Annotated in this window: 12 protein-coding genes; 11 read left to right on the top strand and 1 reads right to left on the bottom strand. The window is 33.2% G+C overall.

The window, feature by feature from the left end; all coding sequences use genetic code 11:
• Positions 1–12: 12 nt before the first annotated feature.
• Positions 13–2,766, bottom strand: coding sequence for a putative LPS assembly protein LptD (locus BM239_RS08340; protein ID WP_092207397.1), 2,754 nt, complete (start codon positions 2,764–2,766; stop codon positions 13–15).
• A gap of 86 nt (positions 2,767–2,852) precedes the next feature.
• Between BM239_RS08340 and BM239_RS08335 the strand changes: the two genes are divergently transcribed.
• The 11 genes from BM239_RS08335 to BM239_RS08280 all read left to right on the top strand — a co-directional run bounded on the left by BM239_RS08335 (position 2,853) and on the right by BM239_RS08280 (position 13,330).
• Complete coding sequence (locus BM239_RS08335; RefSeq protein ID WP_092207395.1) at positions 2,853–3,971, top strand: N-acetylmuramoyl-L-alanine amidase family protein; 1,119 nt, start codon at positions 2,853–2,855, stop codon at positions 3,969–3,971.
• Positions 3,972–4,026: 55 nt separating this feature from the next.
• Complete coding sequence (locus tag BM239_RS08330) at positions 4,027–4,974, top strand: MlaD family protein (RefSeq protein ID WP_092207393.1); 948 nt, start codon at positions 4,027–4,029, stop codon at positions 4,972–4,974.
• Between the two features lie 12 nt (positions 4,975–4,986).
• Entirely contained in the window at positions 4,987–6,300 is a 1,314-nt protein-coding gene (locus tag BM239_RS08325) for a 4Fe-4S dicluster domain-containing protein (RefSeq protein ID WP_092207391.1), read from the top strand.
• Positions 6,301–6,304: 4 nt separating this feature from the next.
• The gene (locus BM239_RS08320) at positions 6,305–6,490 is read left to right on the top strand and encodes a hypothetical protein (protein WP_092207389.1); all 186 of its coding nucleotides are present in this window, start codon (positions 6,305–6,307) and stop codon (positions 6,488–6,490) included.
• 393 nt (positions 6,491–6,883) lie between these two features.
• A complete protein-coding gene (locus BM239_RS08310) occupies positions 6,884–7,330 on the top strand; it encodes an LNS2 domain-containing protein (RefSeq protein WP_092207387.1) in 447 nt (148 codons plus the stop codon).
• A gap of 7 nt (positions 7,331–7,337) precedes the next feature.
• Positions 7,338–8,129 carry a (Fe-S)-binding protein gene (locus tag BM239_RS08305; RefSeq protein WP_092207554.1) on the top strand — a complete coding sequence of 264 codons (792 nt, stop codon included), beginning with the start codon at positions 7,338–7,340 and terminating at the stop codon, positions 8,127–8,129.
• Positions 8,130–8,134: 5 nt separating this feature from the next.
• Complete coding sequence (locus BM239_RS08300) at positions 8,135–8,344, top strand: hypothetical protein (RefSeq protein WP_092207385.1); 210 nt, start codon at positions 8,135–8,137, stop codon at positions 8,342–8,344.
• Between the two features lie 177 nt (positions 8,345–8,521).
• Positions 8,522–8,722, top strand: coding sequence for a hypothetical protein (locus BM239_RS08295; protein ID WP_092207383.1), 201 nt, complete (start codon positions 8,522–8,524; stop codon positions 8,720–8,722).
• A 205-nt stretch (positions 8,723–8,927) separates the two neighbouring features.
• A complete protein-coding gene (locus tag BM239_RS08290) occupies positions 8,928–9,413 on the top strand; it encodes an ABC transporter ATPase (RefSeq protein WP_092207381.1) in 486 nt (161 codons plus the stop codon).
• Positions 9,414–9,436: 23 nt separating this feature from the next.
• The gene (locus BM239_RS08285; RefSeq protein ID WP_092207379.1) at positions 9,437–10,303 is read left to right on the top strand and encodes a hypothetical protein; all 867 of its coding nucleotides are present in this window, start codon (positions 9,437–9,439) and stop codon (positions 10,301–10,303) included.
• A gap of 111 nt (positions 10,304–10,414) precedes the next feature.
• Complete coding sequence (locus tag BM239_RS08280) at positions 10,415–13,330, top strand: serine hydrolase domain-containing protein (RefSeq protein ID WP_092207377.1); 2,916 nt, start codon at positions 10,415–10,417, stop codon at positions 13,328–13,330.
• Positions 13,331–13,338 lie beyond the last annotated feature (8 nt).

Below are 13,338 nucleotides of genomic sequence, written 5' to 3'. Positions count from 1 at the left end.
TCAATTTAAAAATTATAGTTGTTGGTCAGGTTGACGTCGTTTATCATACTTAATATCTTTTAAGATATTAGATTTTATCCCAATAAAGAAATACCAAGAACTTCTAGTGCTAAAAGGAACCCAGCTAAAATTCATACGCCAACTTAATAAATCGCGCTCAAAACGTAGTTGAGTATATGTAAACCCTCTGTTTTTAAAATCATATCCCGATGAGGCGCCAACAGTCCACTGTGGCGCAACCTCTACATCACCAGAAAACATGAGAGAATGCGATGAAATTTCATTTTGCCGTTGTGTATTATTATAATTTACTGCGTAAGCAAATTTAATGTTCCACGGTATTTTATTTGTGTATAATTTGCTGGGCTTTCTTTCCTCATCCTCATCTTCCTTATCGTAATAACTTTGGTCAGAAAAATCTTGAGCACGACCAAATAAATCATCCGCTCGACCACCACTACGTAAATTTTCCTGCGTGCTTCGGTCGTTTTCTGTACCATCAAACGTGCTGCTAGAAATGGAGTAACTCATAGTTATATTCGCGCTTGTTAAACGGAATAAACTACCACCATTGTCTATGTTAAACTTATCAATTTTGGAATTGTTGTTATCTAGAGCATAAGGGTCTAACGTTGCACCGAAGTTTACCGACATTTGATTGTTTAATAGTTGTGTGCCTCCTGACATCCTTAAGGGACTCCAGTTTAATGAGTCGCCAGCTAAATTGTAAGCCGTAGAAAAGTTTAAGTTATCGAGAATTTTAATTTTTTTAGGTTCTGTTGCTGTGGAATCTCTGTCACGAACTTTAGCTTCTATATTATTGGATAAACTCATACCAATTGAGCTAGAATATCGGTTATTTGGTACACCAAATATACCACCCTCAAAACGTGTGTATTCTTCTTCAGTAACAGTTAAACCATCGGCACTAACCACTTCATATGTTTGATAATAGTTACTAAATGAAGGATTGATATTGTAACTCATTGAGGGCCTCATTACGTGTCTAATTTGTTGAATTTTAGGATTCTTTCCTGCTTTCCTAAAATCGAACATTCCGTATAGTGTTGTACCTAGACTGGTACTAAAGTTATATGTTCTAAAGGCATCGAAACCTTTTTTTGTTTCTGTAACTACTTCGTTTTCAGAAGGATCATAATATTTATTAACGGTTTCAAACACCCATGTTTCATCATAAGAAGTACTAGCGCTTAAACTTAAATATTTAAAAACTTTAAAATTTGTAGTTAATGGTATACTATGTTGTACACCATTTTCTGCACTGTCCCACATTTCTTTTTTGAAGAACAGCGAATCAGTTGTTTCTATCCTATTTTCAGCACGTATGTTATACTGAAAGTTAACATTTTGAATAATTCCTTTTTTTACACCCTCTTTTGGAGCAAATGGAAAGACACGGCTCACGCTAGCCTGAACCGTTGGCAGTGTCATATTGATGACTTCTGTATTTGTGTTTTGCGAATGTGTAGCAGTTGCACTCATGTTAACTTGCGGTTCTCCCTGAAATGTTTTTGAGTATGAAACAGATGACGCTAATGTGTTATTAAGAAAACTAGGAGCATTAACTTGATTTATGGAAGTTTGATAATACCTGCTACTTCCCAAGTTGACAGATGCTGAAAATCGAGAATTTGGATTTGCCTTTGGATCTTGTGCATGTGACCAGCGAATGTTATAAATAGATGATTTTCCATAATCAGGGAAGCCACGTTCACTATTAATTAAGTTTTCATACCTAAACCCGAGGTTACCACGAAACTTATATTTATTGGCATAGGCACTTTCCATGCGTAAACCATAACTGCCGTTTGTATAATAATCTCCCAAAACAGCCAAATCAAAATAATCACTTAATGCAAAATAATAACCACCATTTTGAATGAAATACCCACGATTATTTTCTTCTCCAAACGTAGGAATAATAACACCGGATGTTTCTTTATTTGTTAATGGAAAAAAACCAAACGGTAAGCCCAATGGTGTTGGCACATCAGCTATTACCATATTGGTAACACCAACTACAATTTTTTCACCAGGAACAATTTTTATTTTATTAGACTGAAAATAGTATTCTGGATTCTCGATATCTTTAGCAGTTGTAAATCGGCCTTTATATAAAAAAATAATCGAATCATTTACTTTTTTGGTAATGGGCGCAAATATTTTAATATCACCTTGTTCTGTATTCGAATTATAGATGAGCGCTTTTTCGGTGACTGTATTGAATTTTATAGAATCGGGTTTAACTTCATTTTCGGCCTGTTTAAAAATAGGTGCTTGGGTATAAACACCTGTCGAGTCTATTATTCCTTTCGCAAAAACCGTATTTGTGTTATAATCAATAATTATCACACCAGCTTTAAGTTCCATATCTTCATAATAAACTTCCGCTTCATTATACATGTATAATTTTTGCTCCTTATTATTAAACGATGTGTAATCTGTAGCTTTATACTTAACAGGGCCAGAAATCATTTCTTTTTTAGGTTTTACTGTGTCTGTAAGAGTAGAATCTTGTCCCTTTTCGCTAATATCTGACTTCAAAGCATCTGTAATACTCACATTTAAGCTGTCGTTTTCCTTGTTGGATTCTACTTGGATACCCGATTTTGGCAAATCTTGGGCAAAGCCCAACATGTTGATAAACACTGTAAAACTTAAGGCAAAAAGTATGTGAAAGTTGTTTGTACGCAACGCTTTTAAATGTATTTTTGTAAAAGTATGGCTCGGTTTTTGAATTGCCAAAATTACATATATTTTTTGTGATTAAATTAATATATCCAAAAATTCCAAAATTAAAATAAACCCATAAAAAAGTTGTTATATTCTATATGAAAACGAACACCAATATAAGTTTCTTATTTTTAACCTTGCTTTTAATTGTTTCTTCGGTTAATTCGGTTTTTTCGCAAAGCAAATCCGATAAATTTGTTGTGGTACTCGATGCTGGTCATGGTGGACACGATCCTGGCAATTTAGGTAATGGTTTTAAAGAGAAAAATATTGCTTTGAATATTGTTCTGGAAGTTGGAAAAGCATTAGAAAAGAATCAGGATATTCAAGTTATTTACACCCGTAAAACAGATGTATTCTTGAAGTTAAGAGAACGTGCTGCAATTGCAAATAAGGCAGATGCCGATTTATTTGTTTCGGTTCATTGCAATGCCTTTTCAAATAGTGCACACGGTACAGAAACCTACGTGCTTGGATTGCATGTAAATGAGCAAAATTTTAATGTTGCAAAAAAGGAAAATGAAGTGATTTTTCTGGAAGAGGATTATGAAAAACATTATGAAGGTTTTGACCCGAATTCACCTGAATCACTCATAGGATTAACTTTAATGCAAGAAGAATATTTAGATCAGAGTATTCAACTAGCCAGTTTTATTGAAAATAATTTTACAGGTAAATTAAAACGCAAAAGTCGTGGTGTTAAACAAGCCGGATTTTGGGTTTTGCATAACACTTATATGCCGAGTGTATTGATAGAAACTGGTTTTTTAACTTATAAACCAGAAGGCTTATATCTTAACTCAAACAAAGGACAGGATGAAATGGCTTCAGCAATTAAAGAAGCTATTTTGCATTATAAAGATAATTTAGATCAAAATGTTGGTGGTTATTTCTCTAACAATATAACAGAAACAGATTTAGTATCAGAAACATTAGAAGAAGATATTTATGAAGATATAACCTTTAAAATTCAAATAGCGGCCAGTTCCAGAAAAATTATGACCAAACCCTATAATTTTAAAGGATTAGATCCAATTTCAGTCGAAGAATTAGGGGAGCTATATAAATATTATTACGGGTCAACATCCGATTACAATGTGGCTAAACGACTAAAAAGTGAGGCAGATTTAAAGGGATATGATGGTTGTTTTATTGTCGCTTTTAAAAATAACCAACAAGTGCCACTGACGGAAGTGCTAAAAACAACTTCAAATTAAAGGTATTCTTTATTATTTTATTTCTAATTTTGTTTAATAACCAAATTTTATCACTTTGAAACTATCTAAAGAAGTAAAAACAGCCATATTAGTCATTTCAGGAATTGTCTTTCTTATTTTTGGAATTAATTTTCTACAAGGTGTCAACCTGTTGGATGGCGCAAATACGTACCAAACAGAATTTGATTATAATGCTTTAGCCGAATCTTCTGCAGTAACCATTAAAGGCAACAATATTGGTCAAATTAAAGAAATAAAATATATTCCTGAAACACGTAAAACACGTGTTATTTTTGCTGTTGATAACGATTTGAAATTTTCAAAAAACAGTAAAGTTCGTATGTATGCATCTGGACTGTTAGGAGATAATGCCATTGCTATTATTCCGGGTACAGATACTGAAATGGCTGAAGATGGAGCCATGTTTGAATCGGAAGTAGAGAAGGGGTTAATTGAACAACTATCTGGAAATTTCTCTGAATTAAGTTCCGATTTGGGAACAACATTAAAAACGGCCGACACCTTACTTATTGGTATAAATGGACTTATTGAAGATACTTCGGATTCAGGTTTAAAAAATGCTATTGCAGAATTAAATGCCACCATTAAATCGTTTAACGCGTTATCGGGTTCCATTAATTCTTTGGTGGCTAAAAACGAAGCAAACTTAACATCTGTTATTAAAAATTTCGATTCAATAAGTGCTAATCTAGCTGTAGTTTCAGCAGATTTAAAGAAGGCGGACATTTCCAATACACTTGGTAATCTTGATACAACATTGGCAAATGTTAATAATCTATTAGCAGATTTAGATAATGGTCAGGGCACCATGGGTAAACTCCTTAAGGATGATAAACTGTATGATAATTTAGAGGTTGCTTCCATGCAACTTAAAGAGTTGTTACAAGATTTTAAATTAAACCCAAAACGTTATGTTAACGTGTCCGTTTTTGGCGGAAAAAATAAAGACGAATACGTAAAACCTGAAGACGAAAGACAATAAACCAAACCAACCATGAATTACATTCCTAATATTATTTTTGCTATCGCTTTAATTTTTGGTATTGGCTACTTTGCTAATAATGTCAAAAAACTACTTCGTAACATAAAACTTGGTCAAGATGTAGACGTGAGTGATAATACATCTCAACGTTGGAAAAACATGATTAATATTGCGTTGGGCCAAAGTAAAATGGTAAAACGACCCATATCTGGTTTTTTACACGTAATTGTTTATGTTGGTTTCATAATTATTAATATTGAAGTACTCGAAATTATTATCGATGGGCTTTTTGGAACACACAGAATTTTTCTAGAAATTCTGCCTACATCTGTTTACGGATTCTTAATAGGTTCTTTTGAAATATTAGCAGCATTAGTGTTTGTCTCTGTAGTTATCTTTTGGTTACGAAGAAATGTCATTAAAATTCAACGATTTTGGAAAGCCGAAATGACAAGTTGGCCAAAGAGTGACGGTAATATTATTCTATATTTTGAAATGGTATTAATGACCGTATTCTTGGTTATGAATGCCACAGACATGGTATTTCAGGATCTAAATTCAGGGAATGTTATCAGTCAGTTTATAGCACCATTATTTAATGGCTTACCAGATGCAACTGTTCATGTTATTGAGCGTTCAGCTTGGTGGTTACATATTTTGGGGATTCTAGTTTTCTTAAATTACTTGTATTTCTCCAAACATTTACACATTTTATTGGCGTTTCCTAACACCTATTATGGAAAAGTAAAACCTAAAGGACAGCTTAATAATTTAGAAGCAGTAACAAAGGAAGTTAAAATGATGATGGATCCAGATGCTGATCCGTTTGCAGCACCAGAAGAAGATAGTGATAATGACATGCCAGCAAAATTTGGTGCTAGTGATGTTCAAGATTTAAACTGGGTACAATTATTAAACGCCTACACCTGTACAGAATGTGGCCGTTGTACCAGTGAATGTCCAGCAAATATAACAGGTAAAAAACTTTCACCTCGTAAAATCATGATGGATACACGAGATAGATTGGAAGAAGTTGGAAAAAATATAGATGCAAATAAAGGTGTTTTTCAAGATGATGGAAAACAACTATTGGATGATTACATCACACGGGAAGAGCTATGGGCTTGCACATCTTGTAATGCTTGTGTAGAAGCTTGTCCTGTTAGTATTGATCCACTTTCCATTATCATGGATATGCGTCGTTACTTGGTTATGGAGCAAAGTGCGGCACCTACCGAGTTGAATAATATGATGACCAATATAGAAAATAATGCAGCTCCTTGGCCTTATAACCAAATGGATCGCTTAAACTGGAAAAACGAGTAATAACATGAATAAACTTTGGTACCAACCTAAAACAATTGTAATTACAGGAATTATTATTTGTGCAGTGGGTTTGTGTTATCATTTTTTTGGAAACAAACAAGATACTTTTATTAGTGGTATATTAATTGGAATGGGGTTTGGAACTGTTTTTTCAAACGTTTTCAGATTATTTAATCTAGATAAAATTTAAAATATTAATAATTGCATAATAACATATAGCCTATTAGTTTGTGTATTTTTTATTGGAATCAATAGTACGCGTGCTCAAGGTTATGCAAAAGATTCATTACAAATAAAAGTTTATACTGAAATAACGTATCAGAATAAAGAAGCCAAAGAAATTAAATTAACAACTGTTTTTTGCGATTACTGTTCAGATAAACAAACAACTAAAATTGGTTATGAAGCCTTAAATCGTGCTTATAATGAACGCTATAATCCAGATAATATTCTAGAGAATGGGATTAAGAGATTAGCTATTATAATCCGAATTTCCAAAGATGATTTTTTAGAAATGAATACGGAAGAAACTGAAATTGAAAATGAAGATATTCCCAAAAAGATTGAATAAAGACCCATTAGAATGAAACGAGAAGACGCAGATAAATTATTACACGAAAAAGTAGAAGCAGGCGAAAAAGTAAGTCCCATTTTACCTGAAGGTGTAAAAAATTATTTAATAGATATTGATGGTACCATAACAGAAGATGTTCCCAATGAAGAACCTGAACGGATGGGTACTTGTGAGCCATATCCAGATGCTTTAGCTACTTGTAATAAATGGTACAATGAAGGACATTTAATTTGTTTCTTTACATCCAGAACTGAAGACCATCGTGAGGTTACTGAAAAATGGCTTAATAAACATGGTTTTAAGTTTCATAGTCTGTTAATGGGTAAACCACGAGGCGGCAATTATCACTGGATAGATAATCATTTGGTAAAGGCCACGCGATATAAAGGAAAATTTACAGATTTAGTTGATAAAAAAGTCACCATCCAAGTTTTTGACGATGGTAAACACGAATAATAATATTATGAGCGAACAACTTAAAGTGCCAACTATGGCAGAGTATATGGCAGAAGGCAAACAACCAGAAGTGTTATTTTGGGTTGGTTGTGCTGGAAGTTTTGATGATAGAGCTAAAAAAATAACCAAAGCTTTCGTACGAATTTTAAATAAGTCAAATGTAGACTTTGCCGTTTTGGGAACCGAAGAAGGTTGTACAGGCGATCCAGCAAAACGAAGCGGAAATGAATTTTTGTTCCAAATGCAAGCTGTTACAAATATTGAGGTCATGAATGCTTATGAAATCAAGAAAATAGTAACAACCTGTCCGCATTGTTTCAATACCATGAAAAATGAATACCCAGGACTTGGTGGCCAGTATGAGGTCATGCACCATACACAATTTTTAAAATCGTTGTTGGAAGAAGGACGCTTAACTATTGAAGGTGGTCAGTTTAAAGGTAAACGTATCACATTTCATGACCCATGTTTTCTAGGTCGCGCTAATGGTGTTTATGAAGCACCTCGTGAGTTAATTCGGAAATTGGATGCCGAATTAATAGAAATGAAGAGTTGTAAAAGTCGTGGTTTATGCTGTGGAGCAGGTGGCGCACAGATGTTTAAAGACGCGGAAAAAGGAAATAAAGAAATTAATGTAGAACGTACAGAACAAGCCATTGAAACCAAACCAGAGATTATTGCTGCTGGTTGTCCTTTCTGTAATACCATGATGACTGATGGTGTTAAAGCCAAAGACCAAGAAGCAAATATTGACGTTATGGATATTGCTGAATTAATTGCTAACGCTGAAGATTTATAGAATTAATGAGTTTTTTTGAAAAAAATAAAACATATCTAAAATTAGGTGTTATTTCAGGAATTATGTTTGCCCTAGTTATGGTGGCATTCGATTATTTTATGGGACGCCAATTTTCAATTTTAAAATTTGCTCTGCATTTTGTGTTATTCGGATTTTTTAATGCCTATATGGCATACCGAAAAGTAAAAAAGGAAGAAGCAAAGCGCAATAAATAAGTTAAAAAAGCAAACTATATATCTGTCGTAATTGCAGCCGTAGGTTTTGGAGCTGCTTTGATTATTATAATACTGAAGTAGCTTCCATTGGGAAGTATATTTTTCAGTCTGTACTTTTTGGTGTCGGAATATTGGTTTTTGATTAGGTACGACTTCGTAACCGAAAAAATAACTCTTATGAAATTGAAAACAGAAAAAAACACATTAAAAGGGCGTGTAATTTTTGGGATAGTGTCAGGATTTGTCAATGGATTTGCACTCTATCTATGGGATTTTTTTAAAGAAGAGCCAGTAATATGGGAAAGATATATTTTTCAAGCTGTATTTGTAGGGCTTTTTATGGCTATTGCTTTTAGGAACAAAATAACCAAGGCGTAAAAATTATAAAGGTCAATTCAAAAAATATTAAAAAAGGATTAATTTCGGGAGGAATTCAAGGTTTTGTATTTGCTTCAGCAATGTCAGCATTCGATTACTTGGATAGACAGCCATTCGATTTGAATCAGTTTTTGTTCTATTTCTTCTTTTTTGGTTTAATAATGGGACTTACAACAGGATATAGTAAAACTAAAGAAAAAAAATAATGCTAGTAGATTTTAATACATTACCAAAAGACTCTCGTGTTTGGATATACCAAGCAAATCGTACTTTCACTGATATTGAATTGCAAGAAATGCAATCAAAACTGAATACTTTTATTGAAAATTGGACGGCTCATGGAAGTGATTTGCAAGCTGGATATACAATTAAATATAAACGATTTATAGTGTTAGCGTTAAATCAAAACATGAATAAAGCAACTGGTTGTTCCATTGATGCTTCTGTTCATTTTATTCAAGAATTAGAAAAAGAATATGATGTGGATTTAATGGATAAAATGAATGTTTCTTATAAGCAAGGAGATTTTATAGCTTATAAAACTTTAACTGATTTTAGACAAATGGCAAAAGATCGTGCCGTTTCTAAAAACACTATCGTGTTTAATAATTTAGTGAATAATATTGCAGAATTTAATGAACATTGGGAAGTTCCTGCCAGTGAGAGTTGGCACGCACGTTTTATTAAATAAACTATCAATCAACATATTTATTCATGAAAATTAAATGGCTTTTGTTAATCATTACTATTTGTCTCACAACAAATAGTTTTGCACAAATAGATATCTTTTTTATTAAAAAGGATTTTTATCTAGCAGAAATTACATTTACCAACAACGAAACTAAACGGTTACTTTTAAAAGATTTTTTAGAGGCAAGCACCTTCGAGTTTAGTGGTTTTGGCGTAGGTTTACGAAATCTAGAAGCTAATCGAGCTGGTAGATCTTACCTTATTGTAAAAGAATCAAAAGACGCCAAACCCTATAAAATTCCAACAAACACAATAAAGACGCTTACAATTTTTGATATAAATACTGAACCTGTGGTTTTTGATATGATTAAAGTAAAAACTATCACTAATAATTTGGAAACGGTATATAAAGATCGTGATATTTTAGTGCCTTTAGTTCGTGATGGAACGGTAAAAATGTACGTCCTTACTGTATTATTTCATGACCCTAATAGTGGTAAAAAACCGCTTTATACAGGTATATCCGTAACACCGCTTGTTTACTTAAAACATAAAGATCAAGAGTATGCTTACATGCCACAGGACATTACTGTAGGTTCCTTGTTTAGTTTTTGGAGCTTGGATGATAAATTTATAAAAGCCTTTTCTTTACCAACTAAAGACTGCGAAGTTTTTCAAACCTATTTAAAGGAACAATCTGTTATTTTGGAATCCAGTGAAAACAGAAAAAAAACACGACAAGACTTAAAAGAACACAACAAGTTTAAAAAAGCGGAAGCTAAAAAACTAGATAAATCCAAACGAAAAAGATTTGTTTGGGATTTAGATACAAAATATGCTCTCAAGCGTTACTATGAATTTCTTGAAGAATATGAAAATCAATGTCAATAATTTAAAACTATTCCCGTTATAAATCTATCTTAAAGTCTGTGCTTCTTTTTGTCAAAATTGGTAATTTGGCATAGTTTTTTAATATCAAACTATAAATAATCATTTCATTTTATGCGCTTATTATTTTTTGCAGTTTTATTTATTGCTTTAAAACCGGTTTTGTTTGCACAAACTACAGACCCTCTGTTAACTCCTGATGCTAATGAGCAATTAAAATGGGTGGATAGTATTTATGCCAGCATGACTTTAGATGAAAAAATTGGCCAGCTTTTTATGGTTCAAGCATTTTCTAACAAAGGCTTAAGGCATGAAAATATTATCAGCCAAATGGTAACTAATAACCATATTGGAGGTATTATTTTTTCCAAAGGAGATCCTGTAAATCAAGCAAGATTTAATAATGAATTGCAAGATGTTGCAAAAGTTCCACTGTTAGTTGGAATGGATGCAGAATGGGGTTTGAGTATGCGTTTAGATTCAACCTATGCTTTTCCATGGAATATGACGCTTGGTGCCATAAAAGATAACCAATTAGTAGCAAAAGCTGGTTACCATATTGGTGAACACTGTAAGCGTTTAGGGGTACATTTTAATTTTGCACCAGATATTGATATTAACACTAATCCAAAAAATCCAATTATTGGAAACCGATCATTTGGTGAAGATAGAGAAAATGTCACCGAAAAGGCAGCCGTGTTTATGCAAGGTATGCATGATGCTGGAATTTTATCTAGTGCCAAGCATTTTCCAGGTCATGGAGATACTGATACCGATTCCCATAAAGCATTGCCAACTATAGATTTCGATTTAAAGCGAATAGATTCTATAGAAATGTATCCTTATAAGCGACTAATAAAAGAAGGTGTTTCTAGTGTTATGGTTGCGCATTTAAATGTGCCAGCTTTAGAACCTGAAAATGGGTTACCAACATCTTTGTCTAAACATGTTATTACAGATATCCTTAAAGACCAACTCGGCTTTAAAGGGCTTATTTTTACAGATGCTTTAAATATGAAAGGTGTTGCTGATTTTGACAGTCCTGGAGCAATTGATTTAGCCGCTTTTCAAGCAGGAAATGATATTCTGTTAATTTCGGAAGATGTACCCAAAGCTATTGATAAAATAAGAGAAGCTTATAATGCTGGTGACATTACTGAAGAGCGTTTAGCGCATTCAGTTAAAAAAATATTGAAGGCTAAATACAAAGTAGAACTTAATAAGTATATACCTGTTGATTTAGATAATTTAATATCCGATTTAAACAGACCTGAAGATGATGTGCTCTATGAGAAACTCATGGAGAATGCCATAACTGTTGTGAAAAACAAAGGGGATGTTTTACCGATACGGAATTTAGAAACTAAAAAAATAGCCTATGTTAAACTTGGTGATGATGATGGGACAGACTTTCTTAAAGGCCTTCAAAAATACGGAAAAGTTCATGAGGTTATAGGTGATAATTTAGATGAAGTTATTGAAAAACTAAAAGCGTATAATACGGTTATAATCGGTTTTCACCGTTCCAATGATACCCCTTGGAAAAGTTTTGAGTTTTCAGATAAAGAACTAGTTTGGTTATATGAGATAGCACGAACTAATACCGTTATTCTGGATGTTTTTGTAAGACCATATGCGTTGTTAGATGTTAAAACTCTAGAAAATGTTGAAAGTCTTGTAGTGAGTTATCAAAATAGCCCGAAAGCTCAAGACGCATCAGCTCAAGTCATTTTTGGAGCGGTTCAAGCGCAAGGAAATTTGCCTGTTTCCATAGGTAATGGATTTGTTGTTGGAAACGGTATAACGCTTTCAAGTTTGTCAAGGTTAGGTTACACCACTCCAGAACGTGTTGGGATGAGTAGTGAAAAACTTCATAAAATTGATGCCGTAGCTCAACGTGCAGTTGATGAAAAAATGACGCCTGGTATTCAACTGCTAGTTGCTAGAAAAGGTAAAGTTATTTATAATAAGAACTTTGGTAAACACACCTATGATACAGATTCAGAACCCGTTAAATTCAACGATATATATGATGTTGCATCCTTAACAAAAATTTTGGCAACATTACCATTGTTAATGGAATTGGAAGAAAAAGGAATTGTTTCATTAGATACCAAGTTATCTAAAATACTTCCCGAATATACCAACTCTAATAAAAAAGACATTACTTTAAAGCAAATGCTATCCCATTATGCACGGTTAAGTCCATGGATTCCATTTTATTTTGCCACTTTAGACAGTAATAAACTGCCAGACCCTAAATATTACCGCAAGGAGTATGGTGGGAAATTTACAGTAAAAGTGGCTAATGAACTATATATGCGTGCCGACTACCAAGATAGTATGCAGAAAATAATTAGAGAAAGTGATTTATTAAAAACATTACGCTACCGTTATAGTGATTTACCATATTATATACTTAAAAAGTATTTGGAGAAATATTATGAGAAAGGCTTAGATGAATTGGTACAAGACCATTTTTATCAATCTTTAGGAGCTAATCATACCACTTATAATCCAAATACTAAATTTAGTGATATAAATATTGTGCCTTCTGAAATGGACGATTATTACCGATATCAAAAAGTGCAAGGCTATGTCCATGATATGGGAGCAGCCATGCAAGGCGGTGTAGGTGGACATGCTGGAATTTTCAGTAATGCTAACGATGTCGCTAAAATTATGCAAACCTATTTACAAAAAGGGTTTTATGGTGGAAAACGGTATTTTAAGAGCGTTACTTTAGATAAGTTTAATACCTGTTTTTACTGCGATAAAGATAATCGCCGTGGAATAGGTTTTGATAAGCCACAATTGGGAGAATCTGGACCAACCTGCGGATGTGTTTCCATGACTAGTTTCGGGCATTCAGGTTTTACAGGTACATATGCTTGGGCGGATCCTGAAGAAGAAATAGTATATGTTTTTTTAGCTAATAGAACGTATCCTAATGCAGGTGCCAATACCTTACTTAAAGAAAATATTAGAACAGATATTCAGGCGTTAATTTATGAAGCTATTATTGATTAATTTAAATT

The organism is Algorimicrobium echini, from assembly GCF_900115185.1.
Lineage (GTDB): Bacteria > Bacteroidota > Bacteroidia > Flavobacteriales > Flavobacteriaceae > Algorimicrobium > Algorimicrobium echini.
Note: the sequence above shows the minus strand (reverse complement) of the source record. Positions and strands in the feature narration are given on the sequence as shown.